A 17,328-nucleotide genomic window follows, 5' to 3' on the forward strand; every position below is an offset into this window, starting at 1 on the left:
GTTCCCGCACATGACGTTCCAGGACGGTGGCCGGTTCGAGGGCGGACGCGTGACCTCCCGCCGCGGCGGGGGCCGCGGCCGGGGCGTCGCCGTGGGCGGGGGGATCGGCAGCCTCGTGCTCGTGGCGCTGGTCGTGCTGCTCGGCGGCGACCCGGGCCAGCTCTTCTCCGGCGCCACGGGCGGCGGGGGCGGCTCCGCGGGGGAGCAGGTGAGCGAGATCGGCGCCTGCACCGCCGAGCAGGCGAACGCCGAGCGCGAGTGCCGGCTCTCGGCCACGGTGCAGTCCCTCGACGCGTACTGGACCGACGCGCTGCCCGCGGCGGGGCTGCAGGTGGCGGAGGCCGACGTGCAGCCGGGCGTGGTCTCGTTCACCGCGGCCACCGACACCGGCTGCGGGGCGGCGTCCGCGAGCACCGGGCCGTTCTACTGCCCGCCGGACCGCACCATCTACCTGGACCTGTCGTTCTACGACCTGCTGTCCTCGCGGTTCGGGGCGTCCGGCGGCTCGCTGGCGGAGATGTACGTGGTCGCGCACGAGTACGGGCACCACGTCCAGCAGCTCACCGGCGTGTTCGACCGCGCGGACCGCTCCGGGACCGGGGACGACTCCGACTCCGTGCGCGTCGAGCTGCAGGCTGACTGCTACGCCGGCCTGTGGGCGGGGCACGCGGCCACGACGGTCGACCCCGACACCGGCGTGACGTTCCTGGAGCCGATCAGCCGGCAGCAGCTCGCCGACGCGCTGTCCGCCGCGGCCGCCGTCGGCGACGACCACATCCAGCAGCAGTCCGGCGGGGGCGTGGACCCGGACACCTGGACCCACGGCTCGAGCGAGCAGCGCCAGCGGTGGTTCACCACCGGCTACGAGCAGGGCAGCCTCGCGGCGTGCGACACGTTCGCCGTCGCCAACCCCTGACGGCGCCCCCGGGCACGACGACGGCCGGCCACCCCGCGGGGCGACCGGCCGTCGGTGACGTGCGTCAGATGTTGAACCCGAGGGCCCGCATCATCGCGCGGCCGTCGTCGGTGATCTTCTCCGGGCCCCACGGCGGCATCCAGACCCAGTTGATCCGGAACGAGTCGACGAGCCCCTCGAGGGACGAGCCGGCCTGGTCCTCGATGACGTCGGTCAGCGGGCAGGCCGCCGACGTGAGAGTCATGTCGATCGTGACGTGCCGGTTCGGCTCCACGGCGATGCCGTAGACGAGCCCGAGGTCGACGACGTTGATGCCGAGCTCGGGGTCGATGACGTCCCGGAGCGCCTCCTCGATGTCCGCGACGTTCGCGGGCGCTGCACCGGTGGCGTCGGCCTGGCCGGTCGCCTGGGGTGCGGTCGTGTCGCTCATCGCCCCTCCTCCTGAGTGGTCTGGGTGGTCTGCGCCGCGGCCTGGGCCACGGCGTCCTTCATGGCGGCCCAGCCGAGCAGGGCGCACTTGATGCGGGCCGGGTAGCGGGCGACGCCGACGAACGCGACCGCGTCCTCGAGCGCCTGGTCGAGCCGGTCGTCCTCGAACTTCTCCGGCAGCACGCCGCGGGAGTCCATCAGCTCGCGGAAGTCGGCGGACATCGCCATCGCCGCCTCGACGGACGCGCCGGACACCGCCTGGGACATCACCGAGGCGGACGCCTGCGAGATCGAGCAGCCCTGACCGGTCCAGGTCAGCTCGCCGATCACCGGCGAGCCGGACTCCCCCGCGTCGAGCCGCACCCGCAGGGTGACCTCGTCGCCGCAGGTGGGGTTGACGTGGTGCACCTCGACGTCGAACGCCTCCTGGGCGCCGCGGTGGGCGGGGTGCTTGGCGTGGTCGAGGATCAGCTGCTGGTACAGCTGCTCCATGGAGCCGGTGCTCATCGGTGTCCGTCCTCGTGCATGGCGCTCAGTCTTCCAGTCCGAAGAACGTCCGGACCCCCGCCAGTGCTTCCCGGAACACCGCGATCTCCTCGTCCGTCGTGTAGACGGCTGCCGACGCGCGGGCCGTGGCGGCCACCCCGAACCGGCGGTGCAGCGGCTGCGCGCAGTGGTGCCCGACCCGGACGGCCACGCCCGCGTCGTCCAGCACCTGGCCGACGTCGTGCGCGTGCACCCCGTCGACGACGAACGACACGGTCGCGAGCCGGTCGCGGTTCTCGGTGGGGCCGATCACCCGCACGCCCGGCACGGACGCCACGGCGTCGAGCAGCAGCCCGGCGAGGTGCCGCTCGTGGGCGGCGACCGCGTCCATGCCGAGCTCGGCCAGGTACGTCGCGGCGGCGCCCATGCCGACGGCCTGCGAGACCATCTGGGTGCCGGCCTCGAACCGGCGCGGCGGCGGGGCGTACGTCGTGGCCTCCATGGTGACGACCTCGACCATCGAGCCGCCGGTGGTCACGGGCGGCATGGCCTCCAGCAGCTCGCGGCGGCCGTACAGCGCGCCGACGCCGGTGGGGCCGAGCATCTTGTGCCCGGAGAACGCGGCGAAGTCGACGCCCAGGGCGGCGAGGTCGACCGGCAGGTGCGGGACGCTCTGGCACGCGTCCAGCACGGTCAGCGCGCCGACCTCCCGGGCCCGGGCGACGAACCGCTCGACGGGCGTGATCGCGCCGGTGACGTTCGACGCGTGCGAGAACGCCAGCACGCGGGTGCGGTCGGTGACGACGGTGTCGAGGTCGTCGGCCCGGATGCGCCCGTCGTCGTCGACGCCGAGCCAGCGCAGCGTCGCGCCGGTGCGGGCGGCGAGCTCCTGCCACGGCACCAGGTTCGCGTGGTGCTCGGCCTCGGTGACGACGATCTCGTCGCCCGGCGCGAGCGCGAACCGCCGCGACGCCTCGCCGCCCCGGCCGAGCGTCGCGTTCGACATCGCGTACGCCACGAGGTTCAGGCCGGCCGTCGCGTTCGACGTCCAGATCAGCTCGTCGTCCGCGACGCCCACGAACGAGGCGACCTGGTGGCGCGCCGTCTCGAAGGCCTCGGTCGCCTCCTCGGCGAGCTGGTGGGCCCCGCGGTGCACCGCGGCGTTGCGCTGCGTGTAGAAGTCCTGCTCGGCGTCGAGGACCACGTCCGGCTTCTGGGACGTGGCCCCGGAGTCCAGGTAGACCAGCGGGCGGCCGTCGCGGACCGTGCGCTGCAGCAGGGGGAAGTCCGCCCGCACGGCGGCCAGCTCGGCGGCACCCAGCGTGGGCGCGCCGGCGGCGCCGTCGGCGCCCGAGGTCCGGTCCAGCGTGTCGGTCATCTCGTCGTCCTCGTCCCTGCTCGTCGGTCCCGTGCGGTCGCGTCGTGCCCCGTCGCCCTCGGGGGTGGGGCCGGGACGGCAGTCGTGCTGCCGTCCCGGCCCGGGTCCGGCCCGGTCGTCAGGCGGACGCGCCCGACGTCAGGAACCGGTCGTAGCCCTCGTTCTCCAGCCGCTCGGCCAGCTCCGGGCCGCCCTCCTCGGCCACGCGCCCGTCGACGAACACGTGGACGAAGTCCGGCTTGATGTAGCGCAGGATGCGCGTGTAGTGCGTGATCAGCAGCACGCCGATCTCGGAGTTCTCCTTCACGCGGTTCACGCCCTCGGACACGATGCGCAGCGCGTCGACGTCCAGGCCGGAGTCGGTCTCGTCGAGGATGGCGAACCGCGGCTTCAGGAGCTCCATCTGCAGGATCTCGTGGCGCTTCTTCTCACCGCCGGAGAAGCCCTCGTTGACGGAGCGCTCGGCGAACGTCGCGTCCATGCGCAGCTTGTCCATCGCGACGGTGACGTCCTTGATCCAGCTGCGCAGCGGCGGCGCCTCGCCGTCGATCGCGGTCTTGGCGGTGCGCAGGAAGTTCGACACCGACACGCCCGGCACCTCGACCGGGTACTGCATGGCGAGGAACAGGCCGGCGCGGGCGCGTTCGTCGACGGACATCGCGAGGACGTCCTCGCCGTCGAGCGTCACGGTGCCGGAGGTCACCTCGTACTTCGGGTGGCCGGCCAGCGAGTACGCCAGGGTCGACTTGCCGGAGCCGTTCGGGCCCATGATGGCGTGCGTCTCGCCGCTGCCGATGGTGAGGTCGACGCCGCGGAGGATGGGCTTGGGGCCCTCCTTCGTCTCGACGCTGACGTGCAGGTCGCGGATCTCCAGGGTGGACATGCTCAGGTTCTCCTCGGGAAGCTCAGGCGCCGTCGACGTCGACGAGCACGCGCTCGCCGTCGACGGTCAGGGGGTAGACGGGGACGGGGCGGACGGCCGGGGGGCCCAGCGGCTCGCCGGTGCGCAGGTCGAACCGCGACCCGTGCAGCCAGCACTCCACCGTGCAGCCCTCGACCTCGCCGTCGGACAGCGAGACCGCGCCGTGCGAGCAGATGTCGCTGATGGCGTGCAGCGCGCCGTCCTCGTCGCGGACGACCGCGACCTCGACGACGCCGGACGGCCCCTCGAGCTCGACACGGAACGTGCCGGCCTCGGGGACGTCGGAGGTCATGCAGGCGAGCTGAGCGGTCATGCCGTCCCGTCCTCGACGGGGCGCAGCGAGGTGACCGACGCCGGCTCGTTCAGGATGGCGCGCTCGCCGTCCGTCTCGGGCGTGATGTCGCTCGCGAGGTCGCCGCCGGTGACCACGGCCGCACCGGAGAACTCCGACATCGACTGCGCCAGCTCGCGCTCGATCGCGTCGATCAGCCGCTCCTCGATCTCCGGCACGCCGATCTGGTTGATCAGCTCGGCGAAGAAGCCGCGCACCACCAGGCGGCGGGCGTCCGTCTCCGGGATGCCGCGGGCGCGCAGGTAGAACAGCTGCTCGTCGTCGAACCGGCCGGTGGCGCTGGCGTGGCCCGCGCCCTCGATGAGGCCCGTCTCGATCTCGAGGTTGGGCACGGAGTCCGCGCGCGCCCCGTCCGTGAGGACCAGGTTGCGGTTGAGCTCGTAGGTGTCGGTGCCCTCGGCCGCCGCGCGGATCAGCACGTCGCCGACCCACACGGTGTGCGCGCCCTCGCCCTGCAGCGCGCCCTTGTAGGCCACCCGGGACTTGCAGTTCGGCACCGCGTGGTCGACGAACAGCCGCTGCTCCTGGTGCTGGCCCGCGTCGGCGTAGTACACGCCGAGCATCTCGACCGAGCCGCCCTCGCCGGCGAACTCGGCGTCCGGCGTGATCCGCACGACGTCGCCGCCCAGCGTCACGACGATGTGCTTCACCGTGGCGTTGCGGCCGAGCTTCACGCGGTGCGCGGCGGCGTGCACCGTGCCCGGGTCCCAGTCGTGCACGGAGACGACCGTGAGGTGCGCGCCGTCCTCGGCCACGACCTCGACCGTCTCGGTCAGCAGCGCCGAGCCGACGTGGTCGATGACGACCGTCGCCTCGGACATCGGCTGGGCGTGCACCAGCAGGTGGCTGCCGGTCGGCTCGAGCTGGCCCTCGACGCCCTCGACGCGCACCGAGGTGACGGTCGACGCGACCGCCTCGGTCGGGACGGTCACGACGGTGGCGCGCGGGAACGACGCCCAGGCCACGGCCGCGGCCCGGTCGCCGGGCTCGCCGGCCCGGCCCAGCCGCGCGTCGTCGCGGTCCACGATCTCGACCTCGACCTCGGGCGCGTTCACGACCGTGGTGAGGACGCCGTGGCCGGTCAGCCGGCCGGACTCGGGGGCGAACAGCGGGGCCAGGCGGTCGACGGGCGAGAACCGCCACTCCTCCTCGCGCCCGGACGGCACCGGGAAGTCCGCGACCTCGAACGAGGTGGCGCGGGCCGCGCGGGACGACTGCGGGACGCCGCCGACGCCGTGGCTGTGGGCCCCGTCGGCGGTCGCGCGGGAGTGGTCGGTGGACAGGCCGGCGGGCGCGCCGGACTCGGTCGGTGTGGTGGTCGACATCAGCCGACGGCCCCTTCCATCTGCAGCTCGATCAGGCGGTTCAGCTCGAGGGCGTACTCCATGGGCAGCTCCCGCGCGATGGGCTCCACGAACCCGCGCACGATCATCGCCATGGCCTCCGTCTCGGTCATGCCGCGGGACATCAGGTAGAACAGCTGGTCCTCGCTCACGCGGGAGACCGTCGCCTCGTGACCCATCGACACGTCGTCCTCGCGGACGTCGACGTACGGGTAGGTGTCCGAGCGCGAGATCTGGTCGACCAGCAGCGCGTCGCAGAGCACGTTGCTCGCGGAGTGACTCGCGCCCTCCAGCACCTGCACGAGGCCGCGGTACGACGTGCGGCCACCGCCGCGCGCCACCGACTTCGACACGATCGAGGACGACGTGTGCGGCGCCGCGTGCACCATCTTGCATCCGGCGTCCTGGTGCTGGCCCTCGCCCGCGAAGGCGATGGACAGCGTCTCGCCGCGGGCGTGCTCGCCCAGCAGGTAGATCGCCGGGTACTTCATGGTGACCTTGGAGCCGATGTTGCCGTCGACCCACTCCATCGTCGCGCCCTCGGCCGCGGTCGCCCGCTTGGTCACGAGGTTGTAGACGTTGTTCGACCAGTTCTGGATCGTCGTGTACCGCACGCGGGCGTTCTTCTTCACGATGATCTCGACCACCGCGGAGTGCAGCGAGTCCGACTGGTAGATCGGCGCGGTGCAGCCCTCGACGTAGTGCACGTACGAGCCCTCGTCCGCGATGATCAGCGTCCGCTCGAACTGGCCCATGTTCTCGGTGTTGATCCGGAAGTAGGCCTGCAGCGGGATCTCGACGTGCACGCCCGGCGGCACGTAGACGAACGAGCCGCCCGACCACACCGCGGTGTTCAGCGACGCGAACTTGTTGTCACCCGGGGGGATCACGGAGCCGAAGTACTGCTCGAACAGCTCGGGGTACTCGCGCAGGCCCGTGTCGGTGTCGACGAAGATGACGCCCTGCGCCTCCAGGTCCTCGCGGATCTGGTGGTAGACGACCTCGGACTCGTACTGCGCGGCGACGCCGGCGACGAGGCGCTGCTTCTCGGCCTCCGGGATGCCCAGGCGGTCGTAGGTGTTGCGGATGTCCTCGGGGAGCTCCTCCCACGAGGTCGCCTGCTTCTCGGTCGACCGCACGAAGTACTTGATGTTGTCGAAGTCGATGCCCGACAGGTCCGCGCCCCACCAGGGCATCGGCTTCTTGTCGAACAGGCGCAGCGCCTTCAGGCGCGTCTTCAGCATCCACTCGGGCTCGTTCTTGAGCGCCGAGATGTTGCGCACGACGTCCTCGGAGAGGCCGCGCTGCGCCGTGGCGCCGGCGGTGTCCGCGTCGTGCCAGCCGTAGCCGTAGTTCCCGATCGAGGCGATCGCCTCGTCCTGGGTCATCGGCTCGGCGGGGCGGCCGGTGTCGGTCGTCGTCATCTCATCGTCCTTCCGTGAGAGGCACGGGGCGGGGGCTCGGGTCGGGGGCGGGGGTGTCGGTGGGCGGTGGGACCGGCGGCGCTGCCGCGGCGGTGCCCGGTGCCGTGCCCGGCGCGGCGCGCCGGACCGGGGTGATCGGGATGTTCGTGGTGCACACGGGACCGCCGCGGGCGAGGGTCGCGAGGCGCTGCACGTGCACGCCGAGCATCCGCGAGAAGGCGTGCGCCTCGGCCTCGCACAGCTCGGGGAACTCGGTCGCGACGTCCTGCACCGGGCAGTGGCCCTGGCACAGCTGGATCGCGTGGCCGCCGGGGACCGGGCGCGCGGTCGCGGCGAACCCGTCGAGGGCCAGCCCCTCGGCCAGCACCCGCGCCCGGAGCACCGGGTCGTCGCCGGCCTCGGCGAGCGCGTCGGCGTGCCGGACCTCGAGGTCGTGGACCCGCTTCTCGGCGAAGCTGCGCACCGCGTCCGCGCCGCCGATCTCGGCCACGAACCGCAGCGCCTGCGACGCGAGCTCGGAGTACTGCTGGCTCAGCGCGGCCTGGCCCGCGGCGGTGATGACGTAGCGCTTGGCCGGGCGCCCGCGGCGCGCGGGGCCGGGGTGGGCGCTGCCGTCGTGCACGGCGATCTGCTGGTCGCCCTCGAGCACCGCCAGGTGGCGGCGGACGGCGGCGGCGGTGAGGTCGAGCGCGGCGGCGAGCTCGACGGCGGACACGGGGCCGTCGGCGACGATCAGGTCGAGCACGCGGCGCCGGGTCCCGGCCTCGGAGTCGGCGTCCGCGTGCCGTCCGGCGGAGGGCGCCGCGGCGATCACGGTGGTGCCCGCGGCCGTGCTCAGGGCCTCGGTGGGACAGTCGGCGTCGAGCGACGGGGCGGCGTGCTCGGGTGCCGGCGTGATCGGGCTCATGCACACACCTCCGGATCGCTGCTGCGCGGCTGTCGGGGATCCCCGCGCCTGCCGGCACGCGCTCCCCCGGGGGCCCTGGTGCGGGCTCCCGATATCGGCAACATCCTTGTTGCCGAAATAAGTCCTGGCAAGCAAGGTTCGCCTCACCACAGTCCGCGCCCCCTACACTCGCGGGGTGCTCGGCCAGTCCTCCACCCCGCCGGCCGTCGAGGTCCGCGGGCTCGTCAAGCGGTACGACGGCCGGGCCGTCGTCGACGGGCTGGACCTGCACGCGTCGCCCGGACGGGTGACCGCGGTGCTCGGCCCGAACGGCGCCGGCAAGACCACCACCGTGGAGTGCTGCGAGGGCCTGCGCACCCCGGACGCCGGCTCGGTCCGGGTCCTGGGGCTCGACCCCGTCGCCGACGCCCGCGCCCTGCGTCCCCGCGTCGGCGTGATGCTGCAGGACGCGGGCCTGCCGACCGGAGTCCCCGCGCTGGGCGTGCTGCGCCACGTCGCCGCGATGTACGCCGAGCCCCGGGACGTCGGCGAGCTCGCCGAGCGCCTCGGGCTCACGACGTTCGCCCGCACCACCGTGCGACGGCTGTCCGGCGGCCAGCGGCAGCGGCTGGCGCTGGCGACCGCCGTCGTCGGCCGGCCCGACGTCGTGTTCCTCGACGAGCCGTCCGCCGGCATGGACCCCCAGGCCCGGCGCGCCGTCTGGTCCCTGGTCGAGGAGCTCCGGGCCGACGGGGTCGCCGTCCTGCTCACCACGCACCTCATGGACGAGGCCGAGGCGCTGGCCGACGAGATCGCCGTCGTGGACCACGGCCGGGTCATCGCGCACGGCAGCGTGCCGGAGCTGCTCGCGGGGCCCGACGGCGCGACGCTGACGTTCCGCGCGCCGGCCGGCCTGCCCGTGGCGGACCTCGGGCTCGCCCTGACGCCCGCGGGTTCCGGCGCCCCGACGGCGGTCCGTGAGACCGCCCCGGGGTCCTACGCCGTCGACGCCCCCGCGTCACCCGCCCTCGTGGCGGCGCTCGCCGGCTGGTGCGCCGCGCAGGACGTGCTGCTCGCCCGCGTCGACGCGGGCGTCCGCACGCTCGAGGACGTGTTCCTCGACCTGACCGGACGGAACCTGCGATGACCGTGCCCCTCGACCGCGCCGCGCCCGTCGAGCCCGCAGCGCCCGTCGACCGCGCCGCGCCGCCCGCCCGCCGGGTGCTCGCCCAGGCCCGCTTCGAGACCCTGGCGGTGCTGCGCAACGGCGAGCAGCTGCTCGTCACGCTCATCATCCCGGTGGTCGCGCTGATCGCCCTCGGCCGCGCCTCGTTCATCGAGATCGGCACCGGCGGCGCCCCGCGCATCGACGTCGTGACGCCCGGCGTCCTCGGGCTCGCCGTCATGGCCGGGTCGCTCACGTCGCAGGCGATCGCGACGGCGTTCGACCGCCGCAACGGCGTCCTGCGGCTGCTCGCCACGACGCCGCTGGGCCGGGGCGGCCTGCTCGCGGGCAAGGTCCTCGCGGTGCTCGCCGTCGCCGCCCTCCAGGTCGTCGTCGTCGGCGGCACGGGGCTCGCGCTCGGCTGGCACCCGGCGCCCGCGGGCATCGCCCCGGCCGTGCTGGCGCTGCTGCTCGGCGTCGCGGCGTTCACGGCGCTGGCGCTCCTGCTGGCCGGGACCCTGCGGGCCGAGGCGGTGCTCGCCGTCGCGAACCTGCTGCTCGTCGTGCTGGCCGTCGTCGGCGGGGTCGTGCTGCCCGTCGCCGACCTGCCGTCCGGGTGGGCCGCGGTGGCCCAGTGGCTGCCGCCGGGCGCGCTCGGCGAGGCGCTGCGCTCCGCCCTCGTGGACGGCGCGTTCCCGGCGGCGCACCTCGCGGCACTCGCCGCGTGGACGCTCGCCCTGGCGTGGTGCGTCCGCCGCTGGTTCCGCTGGGACTGACCCGGGTGACGGACGCCTCGTGCGCGGGCGCACGAGGGCGACGGCACGGCCCGTAGGCTGGTCCGCGTGAGCTCCGACGTCGCCGCAGCGCCCGCCTCCCGCCCCGCGTCCTCCCGGTTCGCGACGTGGCGCGGGCGTCTCACCTACCCCGTCCTGGTGGCGAACCTGGTGGGGCAGATCGGCATCGTCGTGACCGGTGGCGCGGTGCGCCTGACCGGCTCCGGGCTGGGCTGCTCGACGTGGCCCCAGTGCGAGCCGGGGCAGTTCACCCCGCGGTTCCACGAGGCCGCGACGTACCACCCGTTCGTCGAGTTCGGGAACCGGACCCTCACCGGCGTGCTGGGCGTGATCGCGATCGCCGTCGCCGTCCTGGTGTGGAGCGACCGTGACCGCGTCCGGTCCTACCGGTGGCTCGGCTTCGCGCCCCTGGTCGGCGTCGCGGCGCAGGCGGTCATCGGCGGCGTCATCGTGCTGCTGCACCTGCACCCGGCCTGGGTGAGCCTGCACTTCCTCGTCTCGATGCTGCTCGTGGTGACCTCGACGCTGCTGGTGCACCGCAGCCGCGAGGGCGACGGCCCCGCCACGCCCGTCGTCGGGCCCCTCGCGCGCCGGCTCGCCCCCGTGCTCGGCGCCCTGCTGACGGTCGTGCTCGTGCTGGGTGCGATCACCACCGGCGCGGGGCCGCACTCCGGCGACGAGGAGATCGGCTACCGCATCGCCGTCGACCCGTACCTGATGGCGCGGGTGCACGCCGCGTCGGTGTGGCTGTTCGTCGCCGTGCTCGTCGCCCTGCTGGTGCTGAACCGCCGCGGGCCGGCGGTGCTCCGGCGGCGCGGGTGGGTCATGGTCGCGCTCGTCGCGCTGCAGGGCGTCATCGGCTACGTGCAGGTCGCCACCGACCTGCCGGTCCTGCTCGTGCTGCTGCACATGCTCGGCGCGGCGCTGCTCGCCGGCGGGACCGCCCGGTACCTGCTGACGTTCCGCACCCGCGCCTGACCCCGCCGCCGACGCCCGGGCCGCGGCGTCCGGCTCGCGCTCCCCGGGCCGTCGTGCTCTGCTCGCGGCGTGGACTCCTTCACCCGCGACGGCCTGCGGTTCGACGTCCGTGACCACCGCCCGACGCCCCCGGACGGGGCGGCTCCCGGCGAACCGGTCGCGGTGCTGCTGCACGGCTTCCCGCAGGACGCCTCGGCCTTCGAGGCCGTCGTCCCGCTGCTGACGGCCGCCGGGGTCCGGGTGCTCGTCCCGGACCAGCGGGGCTACTCCCCCGGCGCGCGGCCGCCGGGGCGCCGGCCGTACGCGGTCCCCGAGCTCGTGGCGGACGTCGTCGCCCTCCTGGACGCCGCGGGCACCCCGCGCGCCCACGTCGCGGGCCACGACTGGGGCGGGGTCGTCGCGTGGGCGCTGGCCGCCCGGCGGCCGGACCGGGTCGCGTCCCTCACGGCGCTGTCGACGCCGCACCCGGCCGCGATGGCGGCGGCCGCCCGCCGCGGGCACCAGCTGCTCCGGTCCGCCTACGTGGCGGCGTTCCAGGTGCCGGGCGTGCCGGAGCGGGTGCTGCTGGCGCACGGCGGCCGGCGGCTGCGGCGGGCGCTGACCCGCTCCGGCCTCGGCGACGCCGCCGCGGACCGCTACGTCGCCCGGATGTCCGAGCCCCGTGCGCTGAGCGCGGCGCTCGCCTGGTACCGGGCGCTGCCGGTCCCGGGCGGCGGCGCCGGCGGTCCGGGTCCCGACCACCCACGTCGTGGGCCGGCACGACCCCTTCTTCTCGCCCCGCTCCGTCGCCGGCACGGCCGCGTACGTCGACGGGTCCTTCGCGCAGGTGGTGCTCGACGAGGGCCACTGGCTCCCCGAGCGCCGCCCCCGGGACGTCGCCGCGGCGGTGCTGGGCCATCTGCGGGGGTGACGCTGCATCTTCTGGTGTGTCGTAGGTCACATCTAGGCTCGGGCGCATGGAACAGGCCATCGAAGCCCGCGGGCTCGTCAAGCGCTACAAGGGCGTCACCGCCCTCGACGGCGTCGACCTCACGGTGCCCACCGGCACCGTGCTCGGCTTGCTGGGCCCCAACGGCGCCGGCAAGACCACCATCGTCCGGGTCCTGTCCACGCTGCTCCGTCCGGACGCCGGCGAGGCCCAGGTCATGGGCGTCGACGTCCTGCGCCGCCCCGCGGCCGTGCGGCGTCGCATCGGGCTGTCGGGGCAGTACGCCGCGGTCGACGAGTACCTGTCGGGCTTCGAGAATCTCGACATGATCGGGCGGCTCTACCACCTCGGGAAGCGCCGCTCCCGCGAGCGGGCGCGCGAGCTGCTGGCGTCGTTCCGGCTGGAGGACGCCGCGGACCGGCCGACGCGCACGTACTCCGGCGGCATGCGGCGCCGGCTCGACCTCGCCGGCGCGCTGGTGGCCGACCCGCCCGTGATCTTCCTCGACGAGCCCACCACCGGGCTCGACCCGCGCGGGCGCACCGAGATGTGGGACGTCATCCAGACCCTGGTCTCCGGCGGCACGACCGTGCTGCTGACCACGCAGTACCTGGAGGAGGCGGACGTCCTCGCGGACGAGATCGTGGTCATCGACCACGGGGTGATCATCGCGCAGGGCACGGCCGACCAGCTCAAGCGGCAGGTGGGCGGCGAGCGCCTCGAGCTCACCGTCGCGGACGTCGCGTTCCTCGGGCACGTCTCGGAGGTGCTCACCCCGCTCGGCGTCGGCGCGCCCGCGGTCGACAGCGGCCGGCGGTCGTTCGTCATGCCGGTGTCCGGCGGCCCCGAGGTGCTCAGCGAGGCGCTGCGCCGCCTGGACGAGCGGCAGGTCCGGCTGGAGGACGTCGGGCTGCGCCGCCCGACCCTCGACGACGTCTTCCTCGCGCTGACCGGCAAGGCCGCCGACTCCGACGGCGACCCCGACTCGCACGGAGGTGCGTGATGGCCGTCCCCCACGTGATCGGCGACGCGGCCGTCGTCGCGAAGCGCAACATCATCAAGATCAAGCGGGTGCCCGACCTGCTGGTCTTCACCACGCTCTCGCCCATCATGTTCGTGCTGCTGTTCTCCTACGTCTTCGGGGGCGCGATCGACCAGGAGAGCGGCGGGCAGGCCTACCGCGAGTTCCTCATCGCGGGGATCTTTGCGCAGACGGTGATCTTCGGGGCGACGGTCACCGGGGCAGCGCTGGCGGAGGACCTGAAGAAGGGCATCCTCGACCGGTTCCGGTCGCTGCCGATGGCGCCGTCCGCGGTGCTCACGGGGCGCACGTTCTCCGACGTGGTGAACAACGTCATCGTGCTGATCGTCATGGGGCTGACCGGGCTCGTCGTGGGCTGGCGGATCCGGTCCTCGGCGCTGGACGCGCTGGCCGGGTTCGCCCTGCTGCTCGTGTTCGCCTACGCGATCTCCTGGATCATGGCGTGGATCGGCATGCTGGTGCCGAGCCCCGAGGTCGTCAACAACGCCTCGTTCATCGTGATCTTCCCGCTGACCTTCGTCGCGAACACCTTCGTCCCGCTCGAGACGCTGCCGGCGCCCCTGCAGACGTTCGCGGAGTGGAACCCCGTCTCCGCGGTGACCCAGGCCGCGCGGGAGCTGTTCGGCAACATCCCGCCCGGCACGCCCGAGCCGACCGCGTGGCCCCTGCAGAACCCCGAGGTGTACACGCTGATCTGGTCGGCGGTGTTCCTCCTGGTGTTCGTCCCGCTGGCGAACGGGCAGTACCGGGTGGCGACCAGCCGGTGAGGTCGGCGCCGACCCGGTCGACGTACCCGGTCAGTGCACCGCGTCGGCGCGCCGGCCCTTGCTGGCGTACATCGCGGAGTCGGCGCGCGCGAGCGCGTCGTGCACCGGCTCGCCGGCGCGCACCTGCGCGACCCCGTGGCTCCACGTCGGGTCCTCGGCGGTCCGCAGGGCACCGGCCGCGTGCGCCCACGCCTGGGCGCCGTCGGCGGTCCGGCCCGTGAGCACGACGGCGAACTCGTCCCCGCCGATCCGGCCGAGCACGTCGTCCCGGCCGAGCGCCCCGCGCCACGTCTCCACCAGCCGCACCAGCACCTCGTCGCCCGCCTGGTGGCCCCGGGTGTCGTTGACCTCCTTGAAGTCGTCGACGTCCAGGCACACGACGCTGGAGGGGACGCCCCGCCGGGCGGCGCCGTGCAGCACGACGCCCGCCCGCTCGTCGAACGCGGCACGCGTCAGGGCACCCGTCAGGTCGTCGGTGGTGGCGATGACCCGCAGCCGGGTCACCAGGAACGACACGAGCGCACTCATGGCGACCGTCGTGGACGCCAGCACCAGCCACGTGACCGGCCGGAACGGCACCGGGGACGCCGCCATGCCCGCGCCGAGCGCGACGACCACGAGCCCGAGCAGCGCGCGGACCGTCTGCCTCCCGCCGAGCAGCGCGGCGGCCTGACCGGCGGCGACCAGGCCCAGGCTCGTCGTCACGACCCCGGCGAGCGTCCGGCAGCTCCACACCAGCACGCCGCCGATCACGACGGCGACCACGAGGGCCACCAGCGGGGCGCGCGGCCGCCGCCGGAGCACGAGCACCCCGGCCGCCACCGCCGCCAGCGAGGCCGCCGCGGCGTACCAGACCCCGACGGGCGTCACCCGGGACGGCGGCCACACCGCGCTGACCAGGCACAGCGCGGCGCACACGCCCAGCGCTCCCGCGGTGTGGGTCGCGGCCAGGAACAGGCGCGCGCCGGCCCCGTGGGACCCCGGGGACGCTCGCACACGTCTCCCATCGGCGCGTGCGGCGTCCCCCTGACGGGTCAGCGGCGCGCGTCAGCCGTTCGGGCTACGCGCGCCGCTGCGCCTCCGGCGGGAGCCGTCAGCCGACCGGACGCAGCGTGCTCCAGCCGCGGTCCCGGGCGGCGGCCGCGGCGAGCACGCCGACCACGGCGCTCGGGCTGTGGATCCGACCGGCGAGCACCGCCTCGACCGCCTCGTCGAGCGGCAGCCAGTGCAGGACGATCCCGGCCTCCTCGTCCTCGCGGGTGAACCGCTCGGACTCGGGCACCTCGGAGACGTCCCGCGCGAGGTAGACCAGGATCTCCTCGTTCGTCGCACCCGGGGACGACATGAACTCGGCGAGCAGGTGCCACGTGCCGGCCCGCAGGTCGGCCTCCTCGGCCAGCTCGCGCGCGGCGGTGACGTGCGGGGGCTCGCCCTCGACGTCACGCAGCCCCGCCGGCGGCTCCCAGAGCTCGGAGCGCACCGGGTGCCGGTACTGCTGCAGCAGCAGGACGCGGTCGTCCTCGTCGAGCGCGATCACCGCGACCGCGCCCCGGTGGTCGACGAACTCGCGCACGACCTGGGACTCGCCGAGGTCCACGGTCTCGGACACGAGGTCCCAGATCTTGCCGTGGTAGACGTCGGTGTGCTCCAGGACGGGCCGCGGGGCGGGCCGGTCGACCGGCCCGCCCTGCTCCACCGTCACCGCGACTTCGCCTTGCCCGCGCCGACGGGCTCCGCCTTGGCGGCGAGGGCCGCCGCGACCAGGCCGGCGAACAGCGGGTGCGACCGCGTGGGCCGCGACTTGAACTCGGGGTGCGCCTGCGTGGACACGTAGTACGGGTGCACGTCGCGGGGCAGCTCGACGAACTCCACCAGCGACGAGTCCGGCGAGACGCCGGAGATGACCAGGCCGGCCTCCTCCAGGCGGTCGCGGTACGCGTTGTTGACCTCGTACCGGTGCCGGTGCCGCTCCGTGACGCGCGTCGACCCGTAGGCCTCGGCCGCGACCGAGCCCTCGGTCAGCACCGCCTCGTACGATCCCAGGCGCATGGTGCCGCCGAGGTCGCCCTCGCCGCCGACGATCGCCAGCTGCTCCGCCATCGTCGCGACGACCGGGTCGGCCGGGTCCGCGTCGAACTCCGAGGAGGACGCACCCGGGAGCCCGAGCACGTTGCGGGCGTACTCGATGACCATCGTCTGCAGGCCCAGGCAGATGCCGAGCGTCGGCACCTTGTTCTCGCGGGACCAGCGCAGCGCGCCCAGCTTGCCCTCGATGCCCCGCACGCCGAAGCCGCCGGGCACCAGGACGGCGTCCACGCCACCGAGCGCGCGCTGCGCACCGTCGGGCGTCTGGCAGTCGTCGGACGGGACCCAGCGGATCTTCACCTTGGCGTTGTGGTGGAAGCCGCCGGCTCGCAGCGCCTCGGTCACCGACAGGTACGCGTCCGGCAGGTCGATGTACTTGCCGACCAGCGCGATCTCGACGTGGTGCGCGGGCTGGTGCACCCGCTCGAGCAGGTCGTCCCAGCCGCTCCAGTCGACGTCCCGGAACTGCAGGCCGAGGCGCTGCACGACGTAGGCGTCCAGGCCCTCGGAGTGGATGACCCGCGGGATGTCGTAGATGCTCGGCGCGTCGACGCAGGAGATGACGCCCTGGGTGTCGACGTCGCACATCAGGGCGATCTTCGCCTTGATGGACTGCGGGACCTCGCGGTCGGACCGCAGGACGATCGCGTCGGGCTGGATGCCGATGCTGCGCAGCTGCGCCACGGAGTGCTGGGTCGGCTTGGTCTTCAGCTCGCCCGACGGGCCGATGTACGGCACCAGGGAGACGTGCAGGAAGAAGACGTTGTCCCGGCCGAGCTCGTGCCGGACCTGGCGGGCCGCCTCGAGGAACGGCTGCGACTCGATGTCGCCGACGGTGCCGCCGATCTCGGTGATGATGATGTCGACGTCGTCCGCGGCCTGGGACCGCATCCGGTTCTTGATCTCGTCGGTGATGTGCGGGATGACCTGGACCGTGTCGCCGAGGTACTCGCCGCGCCGCTCCTTGGCGATGACGTGCGAGTAGACCTGGCCGGTCGTGACGTTCGCGGAGCCGACGAGGTCGACGTCCAGGAACCGCTCGTAGTGACCGACGTCGAGGTCCGTCTCGGCCCCGTCCTCGGTGACGAAGACCTCGCCGTGCTGGAACGGGTTCATCGTCCCGGGGTCGACGTTGAGGTAGGGGTCGAGCTTCTGCATGGTCACCCGCAGACCGCGGGACCGCAGGAGTCGTCCCAGGCTGGAGGCGGTCAGGCCCTTGCCCAGTGAGGAGGCGACGCCTCCCGTGACGAAGATGTGCCGGGTCGTGGAGTCCGACCGCCCGGAGAGTCGATTTGCGCGCTCTGCCACGGGCTTCCACTGTACCCGAGTCCGGGCCCGCGCGGGGCGTGACCCGCGCGACACGCGCACCGCCCCGCCGCGCGAGCGGCGACGCACCCGCCGAGCACCCCGTCCCGGCCCGCTCCGACCCGGGC

General features: G+C 74.1%; 18 protein-coding genes and 1 pseudogene. 8 read left to right on the top strand and 11 right to left on the bottom strand.

The features are described 5' to 3' along the window. The first annotated feature begins 10 nt into the window (after positions 1-10). Entirely contained in the window at positions 11-916 is a 906-nt protein-coding gene (gene ypfJ / locus QNH85_RS06175) for a KPN_02809 family neutral zinc metallopeptidase (RefSeq protein WP_282945353.1), read from the top strand. A gap of 64 nt (positions 917-980) precedes the next feature. Here ypfJ and QNH85_RS06180 read toward each other — a convergent pair whose 3' ends face one another. The 8 genes from QNH85_RS06180 to QNH85_RS06215 all read right to left on the bottom strand — a co-directional run bounded on the left by QNH85_RS06180 (position 981) and on the right by QNH85_RS06215 (position 8,157). Beyond that, positions 981-1,346, bottom strand: coding sequence for a metal-sulfur cluster assembly factor (locus QNH85_RS06180; protein WP_282945354.1), 366 nt, complete (start codon positions 1,344-1,346; stop codon positions 981-983). Then, a complete protein-coding gene (gene sufU, locus QNH85_RS06185) occupies positions 1,343-1,852 on the bottom strand; it encodes a Fe-S cluster assembly sulfur transfer protein SufU (RefSeq protein ID WP_282945355.1) in 510 nt (169 codons plus the stop codon). Before sufU ends, QNH85_RS06180 begins: the two co-directional genes overlap by 4 nt. Positions 1,853-1,877: 25 nt before the next feature. Then, positions 1,878-3,209: a SufS family cysteine desulfurase gene (locus QNH85_RS06190; RefSeq protein WP_282945356.1), complete on the bottom strand. Its 1,332-nt coding sequence runs from the start codon at positions 3,207-3,209 to the stop codon at positions 1,878-1,880. Positions 3,210-3,327: 118 nt separating this feature from the next. Continuing rightward, positions 3,328-4,092, bottom strand: coding sequence for a Fe-S cluster assembly ATPase SufC (gene sufC, locus QNH85_RS06195; protein ID WP_213282681.1), 765 nt, complete (start codon positions 4,090-4,092; stop codon positions 3,328-3,330). Between the two features lie 22 nt (positions 4,093-4,114). Then, positions 4,115-4,444: a non-heme iron oxygenase ferredoxin subunit gene (locus tag QNH85_RS06200; RefSeq protein ID WP_282945357.1), complete on the bottom strand. Its 330-nt coding sequence runs from the start codon at positions 4,442-4,444 to the stop codon at positions 4,115-4,117. After that, positions 4,441-5,808 carry a Fe-S cluster assembly protein SufD gene (gene sufD / locus QNH85_RS06205; protein ID WP_282945358.1) on the bottom strand — a complete coding sequence of 456 codons (1,368 nt, stop codon included), beginning with the start codon at positions 5,806-5,808 and terminating at the stop codon, positions 4,441-4,443. Before sufD ends, QNH85_RS06200 begins: the two co-directional genes overlap by 4 nt. Next, the gene (gene sufB, locus QNH85_RS06210; protein WP_213282684.1) at positions 5,808-7,250 is read right to left on the bottom strand and encodes a Fe-S cluster assembly protein SufB; all 1,443 of its coding nucleotides are present in this window, start codon (positions 7,248-7,250) and stop codon (positions 5,808-5,810) included. The genes sufD and sufB overlap by 1 nt, the downstream gene beginning before the upstream one ends. A gap of 1 nt (position 7,251) precedes the next feature. Beyond that, a complete protein-coding gene (locus tag QNH85_RS06215; RefSeq protein ID WP_282945359.1) occupies positions 7,252-8,157 on the bottom strand; it encodes a helix-turn-helix transcriptional regulator in 906 nt (301 codons plus the stop codon). A gap of 175 nt (positions 8,158-8,332) precedes the next feature. Here QNH85_RS06215 and QNH85_RS06220 point away from each other — a divergent pair, with 175 nt between their 5' ends. The 7 genes and pseudogenes from QNH85_RS06220 (at position 8,333) to QNH85_RS06250 (ending at position 13,810) form a co-directional block, all read left to right on the top strand. Further along, positions 8,333-9,283 carry an ABC transporter ATP-binding protein gene (locus tag QNH85_RS06220; RefSeq protein ID WP_282945360.1) on the top strand — a complete coding sequence of 317 codons (951 nt, stop codon included), beginning with the start codon at positions 8,333-8,335 and terminating at the stop codon, positions 9,281-9,283. Beyond that, positions 9,280-10,077: an ABC transporter permease gene (locus tag QNH85_RS06225; protein ID WP_282945361.1), complete on the top strand. Its 798-nt coding sequence runs from the start codon at positions 9,280-9,282 to the stop codon at positions 10,075-10,077. The genes QNH85_RS06220 and QNH85_RS06225 overlap by 4 nt, the downstream gene beginning before the upstream one ends. Positions 10,078-10,143: 66 nt before the next feature. Further along, positions 10,144-11,073, top strand: coding sequence for a COX15/CtaA family protein (locus QNH85_RS06230; protein ID WP_282945362.1), 930 nt, complete (start codon positions 10,144-10,146; stop codon positions 11,071-11,073). Between the two features lie 162 nt (positions 11,074-11,235). Next, positions 11,236-11,802, top strand: a pseudogene (locus QNH85_RS06235) (alpha/beta fold hydrolase); the annotation flags it as partial. A gap of 19 nt (positions 11,803-11,821) precedes the next feature. Further along, positions 11,822-11,983 carry an alpha/beta fold hydrolase gene (locus QNH85_RS06240; RefSeq protein WP_282945363.1) on the top strand — a complete coding sequence of 54 codons (162 nt, stop codon included), beginning with the start codon at positions 11,822-11,824 and terminating at the stop codon, positions 11,981-11,983. Positions 11,984-12,029: 46 nt separating this feature from the next. Further along, positions 12,030-13,004, top strand: coding sequence for an ATP-binding cassette domain-containing protein (locus QNH85_RS06245; protein WP_282945364.1), 975 nt, complete (start codon positions 12,030-12,032; stop codon positions 13,002-13,004). Then, entirely contained in the window at positions 13,004-13,810 is an 807-nt protein-coding gene (locus QNH85_RS06250) for an ABC transporter permease (protein WP_282945365.1), read from the top strand. Before QNH85_RS06245 ends, QNH85_RS06250 begins: the two co-directional genes overlap by 1 nt. A 30-nt stretch (positions 13,811-13,840) precedes the next feature. Here the strand turns inward: QNH85_RS06250 and QNH85_RS06255 are convergent, their stop codons facing one another. The 3 genes from QNH85_RS06255 to pyrG form a co-directional block, all read right to left on the bottom strand. Then, entirely contained in the window at positions 13,841-14,806 is a 966-nt protein-coding gene (locus QNH85_RS06255) for a GGDEF domain-containing protein (protein ID WP_282945366.1), read from the bottom strand. 97 nt (positions 14,807-14,903) lie between these two features. Then, complete coding sequence (locus QNH85_RS06260) at positions 14,904-15,506, bottom strand: NUDIX domain-containing protein (RefSeq protein ID WP_428830371.1); 603 nt, start codon at positions 15,504-15,506, stop codon at positions 14,904-14,906. Positions 15,507-15,508: 2 nt separating this feature from the next. Continuing rightward, a complete protein-coding gene (gene pyrG / locus QNH85_RS06265; RefSeq protein WP_213282693.1) occupies positions 15,509-17,203 on the bottom strand; it encodes a CTP synthase in 1,695 nt (564 codons plus the stop codon). Positions 17,204-17,328: the final 125 nt, after the last annotated feature.

The organism is Cellulomonas endometrii (assembly GCF_949769265.1).
Lineage (GTDB): Bacteria > Actinomycetota > Actinomycetes > Actinomycetales > Cellulomonadaceae > Cellulomonas > Cellulomonas endometrii.